The organism is Caballeronia sp. AZ10_KS36 (assembly GCF_023631105.1).
GTDB lineage: Bacteria > Pseudomonadota > Gammaproteobacteria > Burkholderiales > Burkholderiaceae > Caballeronia.
Window position 1 is genome coordinate 15,469 of the sequence record NZ_JALQDQ010000040.1, and the last position, 23,238, is coordinate 38,706.

A 23,238-nucleotide genomic window follows, 5' to 3' on the forward strand; every position below is an offset into this window, starting at 1 on the left:
GCGCGATCGCGTCGCAACTGAACACATTTGCGTCGCAATTAGTCGAGCCGCCACGTATATGGCAATTTACTTTACGTGTCGATCCACAATAAAAAGGACACGCTGATGAACACACCGAATGCCGTACAACGCCACGCACGACGCGCGTCGTGCATCACCGGTTTCGTCCTCGCAGCAAGCGCGTCCATCGCGCCTCTTCAAGCACAAGCACAAAGCAGCGTGACGCTCTACGGCATTCTCGACGCAGGCATTACCTATGTGAACAACACCGGCGGTTCGCATGTCGTCAAGTTCGACGACGGCATCTCCTACGGCAACCGTATCGGCTTTCGCGGAACGGAGGATCTCGGCGGAGGACTGCAAGCGGTCTTCGTGCTGGAATCGGGCTTCCATCTCGGCAACGGAAGCTACGCATTCGGCGGCGCGGAGTTCGGCCGTCAGGCGTACGTGGGTCTCGCGAGCAAAGAGTGGGGCCAGGTGTCGTTCGGTAATCAACTCGATATGACCGAAGAGTTCGTCTATCTGTACAACATCTCCGCGTGGGCGAGCGGCTATGCGATCCACCAGGGCGACTTCGACCGCATGAACGGCGACCGGCTGCCGAACTCGGTCAAGTTCCTGTCCAACAACTATGGCGGTTTCACGTTCGGCGGCATGTATTCGTTCGGCAACGTCGCGGGCAACTTCCATCGCAATAGCGCATGGAGCGTGGGCGGGCACTATGCTGCGAATACGTTTAACCTCGGCGTCGCCTATACGCAGTTGAATAACCCCAATGGCATCTATGCGTTCGATCCGTATGCGATGATCGGCGCGCATACGTTCCTCGGGCAGCCTGTCGTCAGCATCGATCCCGTGACGGGCGCGCGCACGGACCTCTACAGCACGAACGCGTTTCCCGTCGACAAGCAAGGCGCGCTCGCGATGGGCGCCGCGTGGACGATCGGCAATCTCATGGTGTCGGGCAATTTCACGTGGACGAGCATCAAGGGCTTGGGCGTGACGTCGTACATGCGAGTCTACGAGGCGGGCGCTTCGTATAACTTCAGGCCGGATATCGCGCTCTACGGCGGCTACCAGCACACGCGCTTCGAGGGCAATCACTGGAATCAGGGATCGCTCGGGCTGCACTATCTCTTGTCCAAGCGCACCGACGTCTATATCTCCGGCGATTATCTGCGTTCGTCCGGCCCGGTCGATGCGGTCATCGGCTACAGCTTCACGCCGTCGACGTCGAACACGCAGGCCGATGTGCGCGTCGGCATGCGGCACTCGTTCTGACGTCAGGCGGCCCGGGCGGTGATCGCGGCGCGCACGGCGCTGCGGTCCTGTCTCGGGCTCGCATTGAAGCGCGCCCGGTACGTCCGCGAAAAATGCGAAGGCGATTCGAAGCCGCACGCGACACAGACCGCGAGTATCGACATGTCGGTTTGCTGAAGCAGTTCGCGGGCGCGCGCGAGGCGCAGGCCGAGATAGAAATGCGTCGGCGTGTCCTTCAGCGCGGAGCAGAATAGCCGTTCGAGCTGTCGCCGCGTGACGCCGATGGAATCGGCCAGCGCATCGGGCGAAAGCGGCTCTTCCATGTGCTGCTCCATCACGCCGATCACCTGAATCAGCTTGCGGTTATGAATGCCGTAACGCGCGGCGATCTTCATGCGCTGATGATCGCTGCGCTGCCGGATGCGCCCGAGCACGAACTGCTCGGAGACTTGCGCGGCGAGTTCCGCGCCGTGATCGCGGGCGATGAGGTCGAGCATCAGATCAATGGATGCGGTGCCGCCCGCACACGTGATGCGTCGCGCGTCGATCTCGAAGATCTCCTGGCTCGTTTCGATGGACGGATACTGTTCCGCGAATGCCGCCAGCGCTTCCCAATGCAAGGTCGCGCGCTTGCCCGCGAGCAGCCCCGCCTCGGCAAGAATGAAACTCCCCGTATCGATGCCGCCGAGCGTCGCGCCAGCGCGATCCAGCTTGCGCAACCACTCGCCGATGCCGCGCGTGTACGCGGCCAGCGGCTCGAATCCCGATACGACGATGAGCGTGCGCGCATCGGCGGCTTCGTCGATGGAATGCTCCGCATTGAGCGAGATGCCGTTGCTCGCGACGACCGGCCCGCCATCGACCGAAACAATGTGCCAGCGGTACAGCTCGCCCCTGAAGCGGTTCGCGACGCGCAGCGGCTCGATGGCCGACATGAAGCCGATCGACGAGAACTGCGGCAGCAGCAGGAAGTGGAAGTCTTGAGGGACGGGCATCGAATGAAGGGCCACCAGTCAGCGATCCGTCACGCTATCAAGTGCAAAAAGCGCGCGCAATCGGGCGTGTCCCTGTAAACCCGCACGTCGCTCGCGGTCAATTCGTGGTCGCAATGAGGCGTTCCGGTGGTTTAATGCAGCGGTACTTTCTACACACGTTCTTTCGACGGTCACGCCACCATGAAACTTCGCCTGCTCTCGCTTCTCGTAGCATCCGCATGTGCCGCGCACGTCGCCTACGCGAACGACGATGCGACCTGCCGCACCGTGCGCTTCGTCGACATCGGCTGGACCGACATCACCTCGACGACGGCGCTCGCGTCCGTTCTGTTCGAAGGGCTCGGCTATACGCCGCGCACCACGGTCGCATCGGTGCCTATCTCGCTCGCGGGCCTGAAGAACAAACAGATCGACGTGTCGCTCGGCTACTGGTGGCCGGTGCAGGAAAAGGCGGTGCAGCCGTTTCTGGATGCCAAGAGCATCGACAAGATCGAGCCGCCCAATCTCTCGGGCGCCAAGGCGACGCTCGCGGTGCCGAGCTATGCGTACGACGCGGGCATCAAGAGCTTCGCCGATATCGCAAAGCACAAGGACGAACTCGATGGCACGATCTACGGCATCGAGCCCGGCAGCAGCGCGAACGCCAAGATTCAGAAGATGATCGACACGAACCAGTTCGGTCTCGGCGGTTTCAAGCTGGTTCAATCGAGCGAAGCAGGAATGCTCTTGACCGTGGAGCGCGCAATGCGCGAGAAGAAGCCGGTGGTGTTCCTCGCGTGGGAGCCGCATCCCATGAACATTCAGATGAAGATCAACTATCTCTCCGGCGGAGACGACGTGTTCGGCCCGAACTATGGCGAGGCGCGCGTCTATACGCTGACCAACCCGGATTTCCTCACGCGCTGCCCGAACGCGGGCCAGCTCGTGAAAAATCTGCGCTTCACTACCGACCTCGAGAACCGCCTCATGCAGCCGGTGATGAACAAGGAACGCCCCGCCGATGCAGCCAAGGCGTATCTCAAGCAGAACCCGCAAGTGCTCGATTCATGGCTCGCGGGCGTAAAGACTGTCGATGGAAAAGACGGTCTGCCCGCCGTCAAACAGTATCTCGGTCTCTGATTTTCGCCCCGGTGACGCGTTCACCGGTCTTTCGAAGTACTTAGGTATCCAGATAAACATGAACTACGAAGTCATCGTCACTTGCGCGGTCACCGGTGCGGGCGACACGACCAACAGGCATCCCGCGATTCCGGTGACGCCCAAGCAGATTGCCGACGCAGCCATCGAAGCCGCGCGCGCCGGCGCGACCGTCGCCCATTGTCATGTGCGCGATCCTCACACCGGACGAGGCAGCCGCGATCCCGCGCTCTACCGCGAGGTGGTGGACCGCATCCGTTCTTCGGACGTGGATGTCATCATCAACCTGACGGCGGGCATGGGCGGTGATCTGGAGATCGGTCCGGGCGAAGAGCCGATGCGCTTCGGCAAAGGCACGGATCTGGTCGGCGGCCTCACGCGTCTTGCGCATGTCGAGGAGTTGCTGCCGGAGATCTGCACGCTCGATTGCGGCACGCTGAACTTCGGCGATGGCGACTACATCTACGTCTCCACGCCCGCCCAGTTGCGAGCGGGCGCGAAGCGGATACAGGAGTTGGGCGTGAAGCCCGAACTCGAAATATTCGATACGGGGCACTTGTGGTTCGCCAATCAACTGCTCAAAGAGGGTCTGCTCGATGCGCCGCCGCTCTTTCAACTGTGCATGGGCATTCCGTGGGGCGCGCCGCCCGACACGGGCACGATGAAGGCGATGGTCGACAACTTGCCGCCCGGCGCGCATTGGGCTGGCTTCGGCATCGGCCGGATGCAGATGCCAATGGTCGCGCAGGCGATGCTGCTCGGCGGCCATGTCCGCGTCGGTCTCGAAGACAATCTGTGGCTGGATCGCGGCGTGCCGGCGAGCAACGGCACGCTGGTGCAGCGAGCCGTCGAGATCATCGAACGCCTGGGGGGCCGCGCGCTCACGCCCGCCGAGGGGCGCAGAAAACTCGGCCTGCCGGCGCGCGGCGAGCGTCCGCTGGAAAAGCGCGCAGCCGAACAATTCGCGTGAGCAAGAGGAGCGAGCACATGCAAGTCAAGCAATTTGCCGCGCTGGGCGTGGGTGTCATCGGTAGTGGATGGGTTTCGCGCGCCCTCGCGCATGGTCTCGATGTCACCGTGTGGGACCCCGCGCCGAACGCGGAAGCGGTGGTGCGCGCGAACGTCGCGAACGCATGGCCCGCGCTGGAGCGCGTCGGGCTGGCGGCGGGCGCCTCGCAGCAACGGCTGCGCGTGGTGTCGAGCGTGGAAGAGTGCGTCGCCAATGCGGACTTCATACAGGAGAGCGCGCCCGAGCGCGAAGACCTGAAGCTCGCGCTGCATGAACGCGTGAGCCGCGCGGCGAAACCCGAGGCGATCATCGCGTCGTCGACATCGGGACTCTTGCCGAGCGACTTCTATGCGAGTGCGGTTCGCCCGGAGCGATGCGTCGTCGGCCATCCGTTCAACCCGGTGTATCTGCTGCCGCTCGTCGAAGTGCTGGGCGGCGGTAGCACATCGGAAGAATCGATCGACGCCGCCATGACGTTCTATGCTTCCATCGGCATGCGGCCGTTACGCGTGCGTGCCGAGGTGCCCGGTTTTATCGCCGACAGACTGCTCGAAGCGTTGTGGCGCGAGGCGCTGCATCTCGTGAATGAAGGCGTGGCGACGACAGGCGAGATCGACGACGCCATCCGCTACGGCGCGGGCATTCGCTGGTCGTTCATGGGAACGTTTCTGACCTACACGCTCGCGGGCGGCGAAGCGGGCATGCGGCATTTCATGCAGCAGTTCGGGCCGGCGCTGGAACTGCCGTGGACGAAGCTCGTCGCGCCCGAGTTGACCGATGAACTCATCGACCGTGTAGTGGATGGCACCGCGAAGCAGACGAAGGGACGCAGCATCAAGGATCTGGAGCGGTATCGCGACGACTGCATCACGAGCGTGATCGGGGCGATTGCAGAGGCCAAGGCGCGTCACGGCATCGAGGACTGACAGATGATTTATCGCGACACGGTGAGGCCCGAGTGGGTCGATTACAACGGGCATCTGCGCGATGCCTTCTACATGCTGATCTACAGTCTCGCCACGGACGCTTTCATGGACGACATCGGCCTTGGAGACACCGAGCGGCGCGCGCGGCATCGCACGCTCTACACGCTGGAGGCGCATGTCAGCTATCTGCGCGAACTGAAGGAAGGCGCGGCCGTGCGCGTCGATGCTCGCGTCATCGCGCACGACAGGAAGCGCATTCATCTGTATTTGCAGATGTTCGAGGGCGAGAGCGTCGAGCCTGCGTCCGCTTGCGAACAGATGCTGATGCATATCGACACGAGCGGCGCGCCGAAGGCCGCTTCGTTCGATGAAGACATTGCGGCGAACATTGCGGCACAGGCGACGATCGCCGCGACGGACGCGGTCTATGCGGGCAGGGTCATCGGCTTGCCTCGATAGCGGTCGTTAGGTATCCTTCGAATCAAGGCAAGCGAGTCACGTGCTCGCTTCCCCTAACCCTAACTTCGCCGCGTGGCGCTTCGCCATGACACTGTGAATGGATCGCTGCAGCAATCCGAGGTCGATCGGCTTGACGAAAACATCGTCGAAGCCGCTTTCGATGGCGCGCTCGCTCACTTCAGGGCCGCTGTAGCCGCTGAGCGCGATCAGATGCGGACGCTTGATTCCGAGCATGTCCTTCGCGCGCCGCGCCACCTCGAACCCGTCGATGCCGGGCAAGCCGATATCGACGATGGCCACCATCGGTGTGTGCGCCACCATCGCGTCCACGCCGCGCGTGCCGTCGGACGCAGTCGCGACCGTGTAGCCGAGCGACTCCAGCATTGCGGCAGTCGCCGCCCGCACGTCGTCGTTGTCTTCCACGAGCAGAATGGAGACGTCCTGATCGCCGTGAAAGACCAACTGCTCGGGCGCCGGAACGAGCCGCTGCGCTTCCATCAAGAGCGGAAGATCGACGATGAACCGGCTGCCTTTGCCTTCGCCCTCGGACCGCGCGACGAGCGTGCCGTCGTGCAATTCCACGAGCCGGCGCGCGAGATTCAGTCCGATGCCGAGGCCGCCTTCGGCGCGGTCGAGCGTGGTGTTGACCTGCGCGAACAGCTCGAAGATGGACTCGAGATGACGCGCGGGAATGCCGCGACCGTTGTCCTCGACGATCAGCACGGCGCGGCGTTCTTCGTTCGCGTGGTTCGACGAAAGACGCATGCGAATGTTTCCGCCGCGGTCCGTGAACTTCACGGCGTTCGAAAGCAGGTTCGCGACCACTTGCTGAAGGCGCGTCGCGTCGCCGTTCATCGCGTAATCGCCCGGCGCGAGGTCGATGACGAGAGAATGTCCCTTTGCCTCGAACTCTTTTCGCACCGAATAGGCGGCCGTTTCGATGACCATGCGCAGATCGATTGGCTCGCGGTGCAGCTGGATGGTGCCACGCGAGACACGCGACGCATCCAGCAGATCGTCCACCAGCCGCGTGAGCGTGCCGATCTGGCGATTGATCAGCGAGCCGATTTCCTGCGGCACGCCTTCCGCCGAATCGCTCATGTCTATCAGCTGAAACGCCGATGCCAGTCCCGCCAGCGGATTCCGCAGTTCATGACCGAGCATCGCGAGAAACTCGTCCTTCCTGATGCTCTCGTCCTTCAGCCGGGCAGCGAGCGCGAACGCCTCCTCGCTCAGCCTGCGCAGTTCCTGATTCGAATTCGACAGTTGCCGGCTTCGGCGGATCAGCTCCGATTCGCTTTCGACGTGTTTGCTTCCGCGATTGCTTCCGCCATTGCTTGCCGCGATTTGCGGCGCCGTGGTGCGGCTGTGAACGTCCATCACGAAGTCCGTGACGTTCTCGACACGATGAATGATGGAGCCCACGGAGCCATCCGGATTCAGAAGCGGGATGTTGATCGGACTCCAGTAGCGCACGATGAACGCGCCGGTATCGCTCGATCGGTCCGGCACGTCGTAACGCTGCAACGCCATCGCGTCGGTCCGGCGCAGCCGAATGACACGCTGCAGGGACTCGCCGAGAATCTTCGTCGCCTGCGTCTTCTGATCGTCGGGATTGTCGGGGAATGCGTCGAATACCGGACGGCCGACCAGATGCTCGCGATCGCTGACGGTCTCGCGCAGGTACGCCTCGTTCGCATCCAGGATCGTGTAGCCCTCGTCGACCGAGAGCAGCAGGCAAGGGCTCGGCAGCAGCCGGAAGACGATCCGGTACGCGTCGGCTGGCAAGTCGCGGTCGATGTTCATGTGTCAGCGTCCTCCGAAGCCCACGTGGATGCGCGGCGCAATGCGCCAATCGGCGTCTGCTAGCAGCGCGCGTGCCACCTCTGCGCGCCCGGCGATATTCGATCAACGCTGATAGATCCCCAGTAAGGCGCTCTGCTGGCTTCCGCATCATTTGCGTATGATCTGGAACGGCTCTTATTCGTTGCCGACGTTGGCAACGGCACGTGCTCGATTGGATGGGACGCCGATCACCGCGCTCACTGCCGATGCACGAAGGCTTGTGCATTGCCATAAAGGAAGGCGCTCGCGCTCATCGGGCGCATCACACAAGGAAACAGCATGAACAAGTTGTTCGATCTGAGCGGCCGCACGGCGCTCGTCACGGGGTCGGCGCGCGGCATCGGCTATGCGCTCGCGGAGGGCTTCGCTATGGCTGGGGCGCGCGTCATCGTCAACGGAACGAAAGCCGAGACCGTCGATGCCGCCGTAAGCCGGCTGCTCGCCGAAGGCTTCGATGCACGCGGACAAGCCTTCGACGTCACCGACGAAGCGTCCGTTGCGGCCGCATTCGCAGCGTGGGACGCGCAAGGGATCGAAGTGGACATCGTCGTGAACAACGCCGGCATTCAGTTTCGCAAGCCGATGATCGAGCTCGCGCTCGCCGACTGGCAACGCGTGATCGACACCAATCTGACGAGCGCGTTCATCGTCGCGAAAGAGGCGGCGCGGCGCATGATCGAGCGCAAGCGCGGCGGCAAGATCATCAATATCGGCTCGTTGACGAGCGAAGGGGCGCGCGCCACGGTGGCGCCCTATACGGCTGCCAAGGGCGGCATCAAGATGCTCACGCGCGCCATGAGCGCCGAGTGGGCGCCGTTCGATATCCAGGCGAACGCGATCGGCCCCGGCTATATCCTGACCGACATGAATCAGGCGCTTCTCGACAACCCCGACTTCGACCGGTGGGTCAAGAGCAGCAACCCGTCGGGGCGCTGGGGCAAGCCGGAAGAACTCGTCGGCACGGCGGTCTATCTCGGGTCGTCAGCATCGAGCTATGTGAACGGCCAGATCATCTATGTCGACGGCGGCTGGCTCGCGGTGCTCTGACGCTCGCAGCCTCGACGCCTACCCGCGCCACGCCGAATTGCGGATAACGGAGCAGAAGTTGCCCGGCCGGAAGCGCGGTTCCTTGTCCGCGATGACGTCGGCCTTGACGTTTCCGAACGTCGTGTGAGGTTTGTGTTTGATGCCGTCGTAGAACGCCTGAATGATGTCCTCCTTGAAGTGCTCGCTCCGCGGATACGCATTCACGACAGCGGTTCTTTCCGCGTCGCTGTACTCCGGATAAGCGAGGCCGAGCACGTCCATCTCGACTCCCGCAGTCACGAGCGCGATCACCGGATGCATATGCTGCGGTACGCCCGGCGTCGTATGAAGCGCGATGGCAGTCCACACGAGGTCGATGTCGGCGGGGGCGATGCCATGCTGCCTCAAAAAGTCGCGCGCGGCGTTCGCGCCGTCCACTTCGAAACGCTCCGTCTGACTGCTGTGCGAAGGCATGAGGCCCATGTCGTGAAACATGGCTCCGGCATAGAGCAGTTCCGGGTCGAACTTCACGCCGCGCCGCTCGCCGGCAAGCGCGCCGAAGCAATACACGCGGCTCGAATGATTGAAAAGAAGCTCCGTTTCGGTATCGCGGACGAACTCCGTGATCGCCCGGGCAAGCTGGCTATCCGGAATGGCAACGGTATTCGCGCTAGTGCTCATGGTGTTCTCCTGAGGTTGATGAGCACTATTGTCAGCCGTGGTATCGTTGGCTCTACCGCGCGTGAAACGCCGAATCCTGCCATTTCGCGCGACATTCGGACCTGGAGAATCATGCTGTCATGGCCAAGACAATCGCCATTCTTGCGGTGCCCGGCGTGCAGATGCTCGACGTATGCGGACCGCTCGACGTATTCGCGCAAGCCAATGTCGAGACGGGGCGCGACGAGTACGACCTGAAGATAGTCGGCATGCGCGCCGGGCAGTTGAGAAGCTCGTCGGGCGCGCGGCTGCTGCCGGACGAGGTAGTCGGTGACCACTTTGTCGCAGTGCATACGCTGCTCGTCGCGGGCGCGCCTCACGCATCGGCCATGACGATCTCGAACACGTTGCGCGAGTGGCTGAGGACCGTTGCGAAGCGATCGAAACGCTTCGGCTCCGTATGCACCGGCGCGTTCATTCTTGCCGAAGCGGGCTTGCTGGAGAGGAAGCGCATCACGACTCACTGGTCCTGCATCGACGAGTTGTCGCGCCGCTATCCGACAGTGACCGCCGAGCCGGACGCGCTCTATGTGCGCGACGGCAAGCTGCGCACGGCCGCAGGCGTGACGGCCGGCCTCGACCTGGCGCTCGCGCTCGTCGAGGAAGATCTCGGGCGCGAGATCGCGATGCGCGTCGCCAGTCAGCTCGTCATGTTCTTCAAGCGCCCCGGCGGACAGTTACAGTTCAGCCGCAACGGTCAGGCGCAGCCAGCGGGGCGCTCGGTCTTGCAGGAAGTGCAGCGGCTCGTCGCGGCGCGGCCCGAGCTCGACCATAGCGTGGCTAGCATGGCCGCGCATGCCCGTTTGAGCCCGCGCCATTTCGCCCGACTCTTTCAGGCAGAAGTGGGCGTGACCCCGGCGGTGTGGGTGGAATCGGCGCGTGTGGCAGCGGCGCGCAATCTCATCGAGACGCGCGGCGATGCGCCGAAACAGCTCGCTGCGAAATGTGGCTTCGCGAATGCGGACGTGTTGCGGCGCACCTTCGTCAAGCATGTGGGCGTGACGCCTTCGGAGTACCGAAAGCGGTTCATGACCCTTGCACATGCTGACGAGGGCGCGGATGGAAGCTCGGCGCGCTCGGGCAGGCGGCCGAGATCGTGAGCGGGCTTCAGCTTGCCGCTCTTCCTGCCCGATCATCACGATGCGATCTCGGGCTTGTGGCTCGACAACGGCCTCGCGCCGCTCTTCACGAAGAGACATGGCTTCGTTCACAATGCGAGACGTCAGTAAGAACGTGACGGACGGAACCTCCATATTCGGTCAAATCGCCAGATGCGCGATACGACGAGCCGCACGCCTAGCCCCTGCCTGATTTCCCACGCGTGATTGTTCGCCTGCCCCGGATTGTCAATTCGAGGCTCCGGCCTTTTTCGCGCTCGCGTATACCCCTACAGTGTGGCATTCGTCGCGCCGGCCGTTCGATGTCGAACGCTATGCCGAAGCGTTGCTTCCCATTCGTCTGGATTCGTCTCGATCCTCATGCACCTAGACACCACTACGAACTCCGGAACATCGGACGGCCTCGCAACCACGCTGCGTCAATGGCTTTCCGTGCTTGCGGTCGCAGTCAGCGCATTTGCATTCGTGACGGCGGAATTTCTGCCGGTCGGCCTGCTGCCGCAGATCGCGCGCGACCTGGGCGTGAGTCCGGGCGTCGCGGGCCTGATGGTGACGACGCCCGGCGTGATGGCCGCCATCTTCGCCCCGACGCTGCTCGTCGGCGCGGGCCGCATGGACCGTCGATACGTCTTTCTGCTGCTCACCGCGGTGCTCTTCGTCTCCAACGTCGTCTGCGCGATGGCGCCCGGCCTCGTCACGATGCTCGTGGGCCGCGCGCTGCTCGGCGCGGCGCTCGGCGGATTCTGGACGCTCGCGACGGCTGCGGCCCCGCGGCTCGTGCAAGGCAACGACGCGGCGAAAGCCACCGCGATCATCTTGACGGGCGTGACGTTCGCCACCGTGATCGGCGTGCCGCTCGGCATCTTCATCGCATCGTTCGCGTCGTGGCGCCTTTCGTTCGCAGCGACGGCGGGCCTCGTCGCGGTCGCGCTGATCGCTCAGGCGCTGCTCGTGCCGCGGCTGCCGTCCGCGTCCGCGCTGCGTCTTCAAGACTTCCGCGCGCTGCTCGCGCGGCCGCACGCGCGGCTCAGCCTGGCGATGGTCGCGTTCGCTTTCGGCGCGCATTTTTCGACCTACACGTATATCGCGCCGTTGCTGGAGCAGGACTTTTCGCTGAACGCCATTACCTTGCTGTTGCTGGGCTTCGGCATCATCGGCTTCTTCTCTAACGCGCTCATGTCGATGATCGTGGCGAAACATCTCGTCAAATCCGTCGGGGCCATGATCGTGCTGCTTCTCGCCGCGATCATGTCGATGCTGCTTCTCGGGCATTCGCACATCGGCGAGACGGCCGCGATGCTGATCTGGGGCGTTGCGTTCGGCGCGCTGCCGCTGTGCTTCAGCGTGTGGATTCAAAGCGGGACGGCGGATTATCCGGAAGCCGGCTCCGCGATGTTCGTCAGCATCATCCAAGTGGCGATTGCGACGGGATCGGCCGTGGGCGGCGCGATCGTCGACCATGCGGGCGTGGAAACCGACTTCATGCTCGGCGCGGTACTGGCGGTGCTTGGTCTCCTGACGTTGCAACGCGTGACGGCGCTGGGGCGCTCGGGTGTGGCGACGGCGGCGGAACTCGACTGACGTTCGATTGGCTTGGCTGAGGTTGCGGCTGTGGCCTTCGCGAGCGATGAACGCCCCCGCGGCACGACGATTGCATCACCCTGAAGCCGACAGGGGGAAGCATGGAAACGACGATTGCAAGGGTATTTCGGTCTCTTGAGGAAACCGAGCAGGCGCGAGAAGCGCTTGCAAAGGCCGGCGTCGACGCGGACGCGGTAGATATTGCGTTCCAAGCGGACGAAGCGGGCCCCGTGCGCGGCAATTTTCTGGCGGGCGACAGCGTCACATCGCTCGGTACGGAAGAAGAGTACGACAGACGCTTCAGACATCAGGGCGAGGTGTCGCGCTACATATTGACTGCGCGCGTCGATGAAGCTCGCGCACGTGACGTCGAGGCCGCGCTTCAGCAGGCCGGTGGCCGCACCATCGACGCAGCCACGCCGACGCCGCCAGGCCCCGGCACGCAGGGCTAGATCGTACGCGCGACGTCTCGCGGCGGCCGAACTTATCAGAAGCGATACGTCACGCCGACCTTGACGATCGGATAGAACCGCAGCTTGTCCGCCTTGTCCTGCAATTCGCGCTTCTCGGCTTCGATATTCGCCTCGCCGGCTTCGGCAACGATATCGGCCGGCACGTCGAGGTCCACATGCGGACGGCCGTACGCGACGCCTGCATCGAAGAAAGCGGAGAAGCCCTTCTGCGCCACCGGCGTATGACCGAAGCCGATGCCGACATACGGCCGCACGGTCGGAAAGCGCGCTCGCGCGTGAATGCTTTCGCCGAGCGTCGAATACGGCGTGCCGTTGATCGTGTAGGTGCCGCTCGGGCTGGTGGCCGTGGCATCGACGTTATCGTTGCCGATCAGCGCGCCCGCCGTGAACCGGAAGCTCACGGTGTCCGGCGCGGGAAAGAAGTCGAGGTAAAGCCCGCCGTGATAGATATGCGCGGTGCCGTCGTAGTGCAGATCGCCCGAATTGAAGCTGCGCGAGAACTGCACGCCGTTGAATTCGGCGCGCACGTTGTCGCGGCTGCCGAGCGGCTGTGAAAAACCAATGCCTGCGCCTTCGGTGCCGATCTGGCCATAGATTTCGCGTGCGTGAACGAGCTGGGCGGAGAGCGCGACGGCGCCTGCCGCGATAGCGAGCAACAACTTCATGATTGCGAGGGCTTCCTTGTTGAGGAGAACGCGTCGCGCTGAATGGGCGACGCGCCGATGTCTTCTGATAGTTGTGTTTACGGAGCCGCTCGAACAATCTTGAGTTCGCGTGATCGGGTCTTCGCCTCGGGACTATCCGGCGCTTCGTTTGCGACGAAGCTGGCCTCGCAAGGGCGTTCGATTTCCCGACACAGCGCCAGCCTACGAGGCGCCGCGTCTCCTGCACGCAGTCAAATGCGCGCCCGGCGATGCGTCGCCGTCATTTGTCCGATCGCGCTGAAAAGCGTCTCCGGATCGACGGGCTTCGCCAGATGCAGGTCGAACCCCGCCTGCATTGCGCGGGCCTTGTCTTCGGGCCTGCCGAACGCCGTCACGGCGATGGCCGGGAACGTCCAGCCTGCCTCGCGCAACGACCGCATCAAGACATAGCCGTCTTCGCGAGGCATGCCGATGTCGGACAGCACGACATCGAACGCCTGCGCCGCTATGCAACGGCGCGCTTCGGCAGCCGACTCCGCATCGCACACGGTCGCGCCCGCCGATTCGAGCACGGCGCGCATCGCCTCGCGCGCGTCGGCTTCGTCTTCGACGAGCAGGATCGAAAGGCCCGCGAGCGCCTCGTCGGAAGACGACGCAACGTCCGCCGCGCCCGATCCGCCTTGCAGCGACCACTGTGCCGACGCCAGCGGAAGCTGAACCGTGAACGTGCTGCCACGTCCTTCGCCGTCGCTATGCGCCGTGATCGAACCGCCGTGCAACGTGACGATGCTGCGCGCAATCGCGAGCCCGATGCCGAGTCCGCCGAAGGTGCGCGTCGTCGCCTGCGACGCTTGCGCGAACGGCTCGAACACCCGGTCGATGAACGAAGCCGCAATGCCCGCGCCGTTGTCCGCGATCTGCACTTCGATGCGGTTGCTTCTGCTCGTCGCAAGCACGCAGATGCGCCCGTTCTGTCCGTTGTACTTGAGCGCGTTGCTGAGAAGGTTCGAGAAGACCTGACGCAGCCGCATCTGATCGCCTTCGATGATGAGCGCATCGGGCAGATCGGCCGTCACCGTGACGCGCTTCGCGCCTGCTGCCAGTTCGATGTCGCCGATCTCGGACTTGAGCAGCGGCACGAGATCGAACGGCTCCGCGCTGATGAGCATCTTGCCCGCCGCGATGCGGCTTAAGTCCAGCAAATCGTCGACGAGCCGCGACTGCAACTGCACGTTGCGCGCGATCGCTTCGATGCCGCGTGCCATCAGGCCGGGATTCGCCTTCTCCTGCTTGAGCAGAAAGAGCCACGATTGCATGGCGTTGAGCGGCGTGCGCAGTTCATGCGACACGGTCGCGAGGAACGTGTCCTTCAGTTGGTTCGTGTGTTGCGCTTCGAGGCGCAAAAGACGCTCGTTCGCGAGCAGCCGGTCACGCTCGAACTCCAGCGTCTTGTGGCGCGAGACGTCGATGGTGATGCCGTCGAATCGCAGCGGCTCGCCTTGCTCGTCCACGTGCGTGCCGCCCTTGGCGCGAATCCACCGGAGCTCGCCGGATGCGGAAACGGTGCGGAATTCGACGTCGTACGGAACGCCGTGCGTAACGGACTGCTCGACGGCCACGCGCGTCTTGGCGCGGTCGTCGGGGTGAATCCTCTCGTAGAAGAGATCCATGCTCACGCCCGCGTTCGGCGGCAGCCAGAAGTGCTCCTTGCACTTCGTATTCCACACGATGCGGCCGAGCGGCAGCGGGCAATGGAACGTGCCGATATCGGCGGCTTCGATCGCGAGATGCAGACGGTGCCGTTCGTCGCGCAGGCTTTGCGCGGTGCGCAGCGTTTCCTCGACGTCGGTGATCATGCCGACCCACTCGAATATCTCGCCGTGGTCGTCGTGAGTGCCGGCCGCGCGAACCTGGCAGCGCCGGTAAGTCGACGATGCGGCGTGCCACACGCGTACATCCGCGCGATACGGCATGTCGGATTGAAGCGACTGGTCGAGGGCCGCCTGAGCCGTCGCACGGTCGTCCGGATGGATCATCTCGGCCCAGCCATAACCGCGGTGCTCTTCCCACGGCTGTCCCGTGTAGCGCTCCCAGGAGGGCTGCGGCGTGTTGAACCTGCCGCTTGCATCGCAGACATACGCGACCGCGCTCGCCACGGTCACCAGCGCGCGATAACGCGACTCAAGGCGCATGCGATCCAGCTCGACATTTCCGGGGTTCCCGACGTCGATGGTCGCGCCGACCCAGCGGACGATCGCGCCGTCGCTGTGGCGCATGGGACTCGCGAGCGAGCGCATCCAGCGATAGGTGCCGTCCTTCTGCCGGAAGCGATGGTCGATCTGGTAGTCCGTGCCGCTTGCGACGGCTGCGGCCCATCGCGCCAGCGTGTTGTCCCGGTCGTTCGGATGCAGCAGGGCTTCCCAGGCGCGGCCGAGCAAGTGCTGGTCCGCGTCGGTGTGCTGGAACGCGACGCTCGACAGGTAATCGAGCGAGCCGTCGGGCCGCGCGGTCCAGACGATAATCGGCATCACTTCGGCCAGCAGTGAATACTCGTCCGCTGTTCCGTCCTCGTGCGCTGAAGGCGTGATGTCGACCGGCCGGGGGCCGTGCTCTGAGAGCGCAAGTCCGGCCTCCGGCTGCGCGATGACGAGGAGCGCAGGCGAGGCATCGCCGCTGGCGAACGGGCGGAACTCGAAGCGCCACGCCCGCATGCCGCCGGCGCCCGACTCGTCCGCTAACTGTTCGGTCGTGCTTGCAATGCGACGCTCGTCGAGGGCCTGCGTTGCCGCGGACGTGAGCCGGGCACAAGAAACATCGCGAGAGGCCAACGGCAGCCTGGCGCGAACGACGGATAGCAACGGCTCGGCGTGAAGACCGGAGGGGCCCCATCTGAACTGCTCCTTGAACCGCGTATTGGCATGGACGACGCAGAGGTCTGCCCCGAGAACTGCACACGACGCGGGATTCGCGTCCAGCAGTGCAACCGTCAATGCGTCTTCATTAGCGTGCATGCGTTAACTAGAACTCAAGAATGCGACGATGGTCCAGATACGACTGATTCGAACGATCGTCAGCGGGTTCTCGCATCGCACTCACGATGCAGCCAGAAGGCTTATTTTAGACGAAAGCAACACATTGCGATGAGCGGCTGTGCGTTGAATCGCTTTCTGCAGCGTCGTCTGATGCGTTCGACGCCAGCAGAAAATGCCTTCAGCGCCGGAGCGCATCCCCCGATAAAAAGACGACGAGACGGATCAAGAATTTGCCGCGCGCGCCGATAAATACGACGAGGCAAACCCGGAGCGATCCGGCGACGCAAAGCTAAAGGGACTCACGCGTGACTACGAGTGAGTTTGCCAGTTGCCCGCCACGAACGGCGGGCCAATCGACGGCGGCAGCAATGCCCGTGTCAGGAGGCGAAATGCAATTCAATCGGGCGTTCTTGAAGTTGGGGGCTGCACTCGCGGCGGTCATGTTAAGCGGCGCGGCGTCTGCGGCAGGCACTACGGACGGGGCGAGCACGTCTCTCAGCCTCGTCGTGCCGTCGTATTTCTACCCGACCAAAAGCGCGGCGGACTGGGACAGTCTCGCGGCGTCTGCGAGCAGGGTATCGACCACCGCTATTTTGAATCCCAATAGCGGACCCGGCACGAGCGCCGATGCCAATTACGCCGCCGCTATCGCCAAGCTGCACGCGGCGGGCGGGAAGGTCATAGGCTATGTCTCGACGTCTTACGCGGGACGCCCGTTGTCCGCGGTCGTGGCCGACATCAATATGTACGTGAGTCTCTATAACGTCGATGGATTTTTCATCGACGAGATGACTTCGGACTGTCAGACCTCGCATGTGCAGTTTTATCAGTCTGTCTATAACTACATCAAGGGACTGAAGGCCACGTATTCGGTCATGGGCAATCCGGGCACCACTATCCCCGAGGTCTACGCGAGTTTGCCGACGGCCGACCAGTTCGTCGTCTTCGAGGGCAACGCAAAGAATTACGCTAAGTTCCAACCGGCGAGCTGGCAAACGGCTTATCCGAAGAGCCGTTTCGTGCACATCGTCTATAACGCAAGCGCGGCGCAAATGCCGGGCGTACTGGCGTATGCGAGAACGCATGGCGCAGGCGGCGTGTATGTGACGTCGCTGACGCTGCCGAATCCTTATAAGGGCCTTCCCGCTTACTGGAACGATGAAGTGGCCAACGCCGCAGCGCAGTGAAAGAGGCGCGGCGTAGCGGGCGTGGGGCGTCGCATTGATGCGGTCCCCCGGGCACGCGATGAGAACGCCGTCGACATAGATCGAGCTATCGCTGTCGGTTCGCACTTCGATCTCGCTGGTTCGCACCAACGTCAACGCGTGCGAACCAGCCTCTCTCTCTTCCACGATTCAACGCGTCTTCTTCGCCTTCGTCCGAACATGCAGTCGTGGCGGCTCCCTCATTGACACGGCCGTCATGCTCGCGAAGCGCCTCGCTCAGATCGACGCACGCCGGTAGTCACGACGTCGGCTGCGACGGTTGCCGTCATTCGTCCGCACCGGACCGGGCCTGATGATAGTAAGACTACGCTATCCCGCCTGAGGCACCAAAGCTCTTTACCCCCCCGATTCACCCCAGAAACCCCGCAAAACAAGCCGCTGCGCTGCATCAACTAGTAAACCCTAGCTTGCCCGCGCCTCGCCATTCTCAGTATATTTTGATTGTATTACTACGCAGCAAGGGAACATCACTAGCATCCAGTCGAGAGCTATCCGTGGCACGCGCCGCTGCCCATATCGGTGTTGAGGAGACAACAACTATGGAAGAAGCACAGGAAGTCGCATCGCGTAGAAAGTTCCTGGCGGGTCTTGCCGCCACGGCCGGCGGCGTTGCGCTGTCGTCGGTATCGAAGCTCGGCTTCGCGCAGCAGAAAGTGTTCGTGCCGTTCAGCAACAAGAGCCTCGACTACTACTTCTTCGTCACCCAGCAGGAAGCGGTGAAGCGCGCGGTCGAAGCGAAGGGCTGGCAGTTTCAGGCCGTGAACGCGAACTTCAGCAACACGTCGCAACTGGAGCAGTGGAACAGCCTGATGCTCAAGAACCCGTCCGCGATCATCGCGGACCCGATCGACAGTCAGGCCATCGTCAGCGTCATCAAGAAGTACAACTTCAAGAAGATCCCGGTCGGCATCATCGACACCCCGGCGCTCGGCGGCGATGTCGCGATCACCGTCGATTTCGACAACAAGGCGGGCGGCGTCATGGCCGCCGAGACCATCGTGGCGGCGCTCAAGAAGAAGAACGGGTCCGCCAAGGGCACGGTGCTGAACTGCTACGGCGCGTTGCAGTCGGTCGCGTGGCGTCTGCGCAAGGAAGGCTTCGAAGAAGCGATGAAGAAGTATCCGGACGTGAAAGTCATCAGCCGTCCGACGGAAGGCCTGCTCAAGAACATGTTGTCGGTCACGCTTTCCACGCTGTCCGAATATCCCGATCTCGACGCCGTGCACGCGCCCAGCGATTCGCCGGCGCGCGGCATCGTCACGGCCTTGCAGCAAAAGGGCAAGTGGAAGAAGGTGGGCGAACAGGGGCACGTGATCTTCGTGAATATCGACGGCGAACCGGCCGCGCTGCAATGGATCGGCGATGGCTACATGGACGCCGTCGTCTCGCAGGACCCGATCGCCTATGCGCAGATCACCGTCGAAATGCTGGACAAGTATTCGCTCAAGGGCCAGCCGGTGCCGCACGGCGACTACCAGAACAGTCAGTACTTCTGGGAGAAGGCGGTCGTGACGAAATCCGAGACGGGACCGAGTCTCGTGATCCAGCCGTTCGTCGTCGATGCAAGCTCGGTCAAGGATAAGCGACAGTGGGGCAACATCGCCTATAACGAGTGGGGCATCCGCTATTCCTGATCCGCGCCAGTCCAAAGGAGTTGAACGGCGCGCATTCAGCGCGCCGAATTCGGACCGGAGACTTTCTGAATGTCGGATACACCCAGCAACGATTACATCCTGCGGACCCACGACGTCGTCAAGCGTTACAAGGCCGTGCTCGCGCTCGACCGCGTTTCGATCAACATCAGGCGCGGCACGATCCACGGTCTGCTCGGCGAAAACGGCGCGGGCAAGTCCACGCTCGTGCGGCTGATCAGCGGACAAACCGCGCCGAGCGAAGGGCGCATCGTCCTGGACGGTGAAGACGTACAGGGCTCGGACGTTCAGGAGATGGAAGCGCGCGGCGTGTTCCTGGTGACGCAGGAACCGATGATCGTCGATTCCATGTCGGTAGCCGACAACCTGATGCTCGGGCGCTGGCCTTTGAAGCGCGGCATCACCGGTCGCGTGGATCAGCGCGCGTTGATGCAAAGCGTCGAAGCCGCGCTCCAAGGCACGGACTTCGATCCGCGCATGCCCGCGCGTCTGCTGTCCGCCGTCGCCAAACGCAAGCTCAACATCCTGCGTGCGTTGCACAGCGGCGGCAAGCTGCTGATTCTCGACGAACCGACCACCGCGCTCACGCTCGCCGACCGCGAGCACCTGTTCGACTTCATGCGCAGCCTGAAGGCGCGCGGCGTGAGCTTCGTCTTCATCTCGCACTACAACGAAGAGATCCTCGATATCTGCGACGGCGTGTCCGTCCTGCGCAACGGCAGGCTCGCGGGCGAGCACGACGATCTCTCGAAGATCGACTCGGACGGTCTCTCCGAACTCGTCATCGGGCGCGACGTGCCGTTGTTCTATCGCGAACGGAGGGATACGGCGGCGGCGGGCCGTGAAGGCTGGCGCGTCGAGGGTCTTGCAGCGCCGGGCGTGCAGGTGGACGCGTTTTTCATCGCGCCGGGCGAGATCGTCGGGTTCGCCGGACTGCCGGGGTCGGGCGCGAAGGAATTCGCGCTCGCGCTCTTCGGCTCGAATCGCGCGACGCGCGGCCGCATCACGCACGACGGCAACACGAGCGCGCCCGCCGCTCATCCGGGCGAGGCGTTCCAGCGCGGCATCGCGTATCTGTCGGACGACCGTCATCGCGACGGGCTCGTCGGTCTGCAAAGCATCGCGCACAACATCACGCTGTCGAGCCTCAGGAACGTATCCAAGGCCGGCGTCATCGATGCGAACGCGGAACGCGGTGTCGTCGCGCGTTACTTCGAGCACTTCCGCGTGAAAGCGCCGACCGCCGAAGTGCTGCTCGGCACGCTATCCGGAGGCAATCAGCAGAAGGTCTGCCTCGGCCGCGTGCTCGCCACGTCGCCGAAGCTCCTGATCCTCGACGAACCCACGCGCGGCATCGACGTGGGCGTGAAGGAGGAAGTGCACCGCATCATCGATACGCTGACGCGCGAGGGACTGAGCGTGATCGTCATTACGAGCGATCTCGATGAGATGGTGCGTCTGGTCGATCGCGTGTCGGTGTTCGTCGCCGGGCGCATCGAGCGCGAATACACCGGCGCGGAAATCGCGAAGGACGCCATCTTGCAGGCTGCCTTCAATGTGGAGCCGGCGTCGAACGACAGCGTGCGCGCCGAGCCGCTGGTGAATCAATCATGAGGAGACAGTCCATGCAAACACGAAGCGACCTTTCTTCGTCGCCTGCGCCGGCGGCGCTCGCCGGTCAGGGCGGCGCCGCGCCGGCCACGGCAAGCGGCAAGCGCGGCAAGGGCGGCGTGCAGTGGGTGTTCCAGAACGTCGTCTGGCTGTGGCTCGCGGCGCTCGTCGTCGTGTTCGGCGTGCTCAATCCCTTCTTCTTCACGCTGTCGAATCTGCAGAACGTGCTGGTGCAGGCGACGGTGCTCGGCCTGCTCGCGCTCGCCGTGTCGATGCCGCTGATGGTGGCGGAAATCGACCTGTCGATAGCGAGCAACATGGGGTTTTCCGCCGCCATCGGCGCGATTCTCTCGACACGGCTCGGCCTCACGCCCGCCGTCGGCGTGCCGTTGGGCATCGCGGTGGCGACCGCGATCGGCTTCTTCAACGGCCTGTGCGTCACGCGCCTGAAGATGGTGTCGCTCATTCAGACGCTCGCCGTCATGATCGTGCTGCAAGGCTCGCTGCTCGCGGTGACGCAGGGCAACACCATCTCGGACATGTCCACCGGTTATATCTGGATCGGCCAGTACACGGTGAACAACTGGCCCGTCATGCCGATCGTGTTTCTCGTCGTGCTCATCGGCATGGGCTTCATGTTGCGCAAGACGGTGCTCGGCCGCTATCTCTACGCGACCGGCGGCAACGCGCTCGCCGCCAATTCGGCCGGCATTCGCGTGAATCGCGTGAAGGTCATCGCCTTCACGCTGTCGGGCTTTCTCGCGGGCGTGGCGGGCTATCTGCTCGCCGCATGGCAGATGGCGATCACGTCGGATCAGGGCGAAGGCTTCCTGCTCTATGCCATCGCCGCGCCGATCATCGGCGGCGTGAGCGTGTTCGGCGGACGCGGCGGCGCGCTCGGCATTCTCGGCGGCGTGCTGCTGCTGACGGTGATCCACGTCGGCCTCGCGATTACCGAAGTGCCTTCGTTCTATGTGCAGATGATCGGCGGCATTCTCATCTTCATCGCGGTCGCGGTGGATGCCATCCGCGTCAACTTCGTTTCGCAATAACCTTTATCCGGACCATGACAGAAGCTCGTCAGTGCGAGATGTATATCGATGGACGCTTCGGCAGCGAAGGCGTGCGCGAGTGGATCGATGTCGTCAATCCGGCGACGGAGCAGACCGTCGCCCGCGCGCCCGATGCCGATCAGGCGACGATCGATGCCGCCGTCGATGCCGCATCGCGCGCTTTCAGAAGCTGGCGACGCGTGAATCCGTTCGAACGCTCGCGCCTGTTGCATGCAATAGCCGATTGCATCGCGGAAGACGAACGCGCCATTGCTCTCGCGATCACGACGGAAATGGGCAAGCCGCTCGCCGAAGCGCAGGGCGAGGCGCGCAAGCTCGCCAAGGCGTTCCACTACTACGCGGAAGAAGCCGTGCGCATCTACGGCGAGACGATCCCGAACGAAGACGACGGTTACGTCAGTATCGTGGAGAAGGAGCCGGTCGGCGTGGTGGCGGCCATTGCGCCGTGGAATTATCCGGTGGAACTGATCGGCTGGAAGCTCGCGGCATCGCTGGCGGCGGGCTGCACGATCGTCGTGAAGCCGTCGGAATTCACGCCGTCCAGCGCGGAAGCCGTGTTTCGCTGCGTGCATCGCGCGGGATTGCCGGCGGGCGTCGCCAATCTCGTGATGGGCGCGAAAGAGGCCGGCAAGCGGCTCGTCGGGCATCCGCGCATCGACAAGGTGGCGTTCACGGGTTCCGGCAGCGCGGGCGAGGACATCTACAAGACGGTGCGCGGCATCACGGGCTTGTCGCTCGAACTGGGTGGAAGCTGTCCGCTCATCGTGACCGCCCATGCGGACCTCGATCTCGCGGTCGCGGGCGCGCTGCGCCGCGGCTTCCGCAACGCGGGGCAGATCTGCATTTCGATCAATCGCGCTTACGTGCAGGAAGCGGTCTATGACGCCTTCCTCGAACGTCTCGTCGATGGCGCGCAGAAGCTCGTCGTCGCGGACGGCATCGCGAACGAGAAAGCCGATGTGGGACCGATGGCCACGCGCGCCGGTGTCGAGAAGGTGCGCCGTCATCTCGACGATGCGCGCGAGCGCGGCGGCCGCATTCTGTGCGGCGGTGGCCGGCCGGATTCGATGGCATCCAATGAACGGGGCCTCTTCTATGCACCGACGGTCATTGCCGACGGCACGCCCGACATGCTCGTGATGCACGAGGAAACGTTCGGCCCGGTGATCGGCGTGGCGCGCTACACGACGCTCGACGACGCCATCGACGCGGCCAACGGCACGCCCGCGGGCCTCGCGGCTTACGCGTACACCGAGCATGTGCGGGAGACGTTCGCCCTGTCGCGCGAGCTGGACTTCGGCAACGTCGCCATCAACAACGTCGACGCGGGAATCATGAACGCGCCGTACGGCGGCCGCAAGCAGAGCGGCACGGGCTACGAGCACGGGCGCGAAGGCATGGAAGGCTATCTGCATCTGAAGCACGTGCGGCTGCGTCACCGCGCATAAGAG

Annotated in this window: 19 protein-coding genes and 1 riboswitch; of the genes, 14 read left to right on the plus strand and 5 right to left on the minus strand. The window is 63.5% G+C overall.

Annotated features, from left to right (window positions below; translation table 11 throughout):
* Window positions 1–105: 105 nt before the first annotated feature.
* Window positions 106–1,281, plus strand: a complete 1,176-nt coding sequence (locus tag NCR35_RS25565; RefSeq protein ID WP_250536719.1) for a porin — start codon at window positions 106–108, stop codon at window positions 1,279–1,281.
* Window positions 1,282–1,283: 2 nt separating this feature from the next.
* Here the strand turns inward: NCR35_RS25565 and NCR35_RS25570 are convergent, their stop codons facing one another.
* A complete protein-coding gene (locus tag NCR35_RS25570; protein WP_250536720.1) occupies window positions 1,284–2,255 on the minus strand; it encodes a GlxA family transcriptional regulator in 972 nt (323 codons plus the stop codon).
* 180 nt (window positions 2,256–2,435) lie between these two features.
* Between NCR35_RS25570 and NCR35_RS25575 the strand changes: the two genes are divergently transcribed.
* The 4 genes from NCR35_RS25575 to NCR35_RS25590 are packed head-to-tail and all read left to right on the plus strand — an operon-like array spanning window position 2,436 to window position 5,786.
* Complete coding sequence (locus NCR35_RS25575) at window positions 2,436–3,374, plus strand: choline ABC transporter substrate-binding protein (RefSeq protein WP_250536721.1); 939 nt, start codon at window positions 2,436–2,438, stop codon at window positions 3,372–3,374.
* 58 nt (window positions 3,375–3,432) lie between these two features.
* Window positions 3,433–4,362 carry a 3-dehydrocarnitine:acetyl-CoA trimethylamine transferase CdhC gene (gene cdhC / locus NCR35_RS25580; protein WP_250536722.1) on the plus strand — a complete coding sequence of 310 codons (930 nt, stop codon included), beginning with the start codon at window positions 3,433–3,435 and terminating at the stop codon, window positions 4,360–4,362.
* Window positions 4,363–4,379: 17 nt separating this feature from the next.
* Entirely contained in the window at window positions 4,380–5,327 is a 948-nt protein-coding gene (locus NCR35_RS25585) for an L-carnitine dehydrogenase (RefSeq protein WP_250536723.1), read from the plus strand.
* A gap of 3 nt (window positions 5,328–5,330) precedes the next feature.
* A complete protein-coding gene (locus tag NCR35_RS25590; RefSeq protein WP_250536724.1) occupies window positions 5,331–5,786 on the plus strand; it encodes a thioesterase family protein in 456 nt (151 codons plus the stop codon).
* Between the two features lie 36 nt (window positions 5,787–5,822).
* Here NCR35_RS25590 and NCR35_RS25595 read toward each other — a convergent pair whose 3' ends face one another.
* The gene (locus tag NCR35_RS25595; RefSeq protein ID WP_250536725.1) at window positions 5,823–7,592 is read right to left on the minus strand and encodes a hybrid sensor histidine kinase/response regulator; all 1,770 of its coding nucleotides are present in this window, start codon (window positions 7,590–7,592) and stop codon (window positions 5,823–5,825) included.
* A gap of 318 nt (window positions 7,593–7,910) precedes the next feature.
* On the opposite strand from NCR35_RS25595, the gene NCR35_RS25600 reads away from it, so the two are divergent.
* Window positions 7,911–8,678, plus strand: coding sequence for an SDR family oxidoreductase (locus NCR35_RS25600; protein ID WP_250536726.1), 768 nt, complete (start codon window positions 7,911–7,913; stop codon window positions 8,676–8,678).
* A gap of 18 nt (window positions 8,679–8,696) precedes the next feature.
* On the opposite strand, the gene NCR35_RS25605 is transcribed toward NCR35_RS25600, so the two are convergent.
* Complete coding sequence (locus NCR35_RS25605) at window positions 8,697–9,338, minus strand: HD domain-containing protein (RefSeq protein ID WP_250536727.1); 642 nt, start codon at window positions 9,336–9,338, stop codon at window positions 8,697–8,699.
* A gap of 119 nt (window positions 9,339–9,457) precedes the next feature.
* On the opposite strand from NCR35_RS25605, the gene NCR35_RS25610 reads away from it, so the two are divergent.
* From NCR35_RS25610 to NCR35_RS25620, 3 genes are all read left to right on the plus strand, one after another.
* Complete coding sequence (locus NCR35_RS25610) at window positions 9,458–10,477, plus strand: GlxA family transcriptional regulator (RefSeq protein WP_250536728.1); 1,020 nt, start codon at window positions 9,458–9,460, stop codon at window positions 10,475–10,477.
* 378 nt (window positions 10,478–10,855) lie between these two features.
* Window positions 10,856–12,076: an MFS transporter gene (locus tag NCR35_RS25615; protein WP_250536729.1), complete on the plus strand. Its 1,221-nt coding sequence runs from the start codon at window positions 10,856–10,858 to the stop codon at window positions 12,074–12,076.
* A 101-nt stretch (window positions 12,077–12,177) separates the two neighbouring features.
* Window positions 12,178–12,528, plus strand: a complete 351-nt coding sequence (locus NCR35_RS25620) for a hypothetical protein (protein ID WP_250536730.1) — start codon at window positions 12,178–12,180, stop codon at window positions 12,526–12,528.
* A 35-nt stretch (window positions 12,529–12,563) separates the two neighbouring features.
* On the opposite strand, the gene NCR35_RS25625 is transcribed toward NCR35_RS25620, so the two are convergent.
* Window positions 12,564–13,214: a hypothetical protein gene (locus NCR35_RS25625; RefSeq protein ID WP_250536731.1), complete on the minus strand. Its 651-nt coding sequence runs from the start codon at window positions 13,212–13,214 to the stop codon at window positions 12,564–12,566.
* A 230-nt stretch (window positions 13,215–13,444) separates the two neighbouring features.
* Window positions 13,445–16,204 (minus strand): PAS domain-containing protein, encoded by a 2,760-nt coding sequence (locus NCR35_RS25630; protein ID WP_250536732.1) that lies wholly within the window; start codon window positions 16,202–16,204, stop codon window positions 13,445–13,447.
* A gap of 269 nt (window positions 16,205–16,473) precedes the next feature.
* Window positions 16,474–16,561: riboswitch (cyclic di-GMP riboswitch) on the plus strand.
* 53 nt (window positions 16,562–16,614) lie between these two features.
* Between NCR35_RS25630 and NCR35_RS25635 the strand changes: the two genes are divergently transcribed.
* The 5 genes from NCR35_RS25635 (at window position 16,615) to NCR35_RS25655 (ending at window position 23,235) form a co-directional block, all read left to right on the plus strand.
* Complete coding sequence (locus NCR35_RS25635; protein WP_502801724.1) at window positions 16,615–17,412, plus strand: spherulation-specific family 4 protein; 798 nt, start codon at window positions 16,615–16,617, stop codon at window positions 17,410–17,412.
* A 578-nt stretch (window positions 17,413–17,990) separates the two neighbouring features.
* Window positions 17,991–19,085: a sugar ABC transporter substrate-binding protein gene (locus NCR35_RS25640; protein ID WP_250536733.1), complete on the plus strand. Its 1,095-nt coding sequence runs from the start codon at window positions 17,991–17,993 to the stop codon at window positions 19,083–19,085.
* 69 nt (window positions 19,086–19,154) lie between these two features.
* Window positions 19,155–20,717, plus strand: a complete 1,563-nt coding sequence (locus tag NCR35_RS25645) for a sugar ABC transporter ATP-binding protein (RefSeq protein ID WP_250536734.1) — start codon at window positions 19,155–19,157, stop codon at window positions 20,715–20,717.
* 11 nt (window positions 20,718–20,728) lie between these two features.
* The gene (locus NCR35_RS25650; RefSeq protein WP_250536735.1) at window positions 20,729–21,766 is read left to right on the plus strand and encodes an ABC transporter permease; all 1,038 of its coding nucleotides are present in this window, start codon (window positions 20,729–20,731) and stop codon (window positions 21,764–21,766) included.
* 14 nt (window positions 21,767–21,780) lie between these two features.
* Window positions 21,781–23,235 carry an aldehyde dehydrogenase family protein gene (locus NCR35_RS25655; protein ID WP_250536736.1) on the plus strand — a complete coding sequence of 485 codons (1,455 nt, stop codon included), beginning with the start codon at window positions 21,781–21,783 and terminating at the stop codon, window positions 23,233–23,235.
* Window positions 23,236–23,238 lie beyond the last annotated feature (3 nt).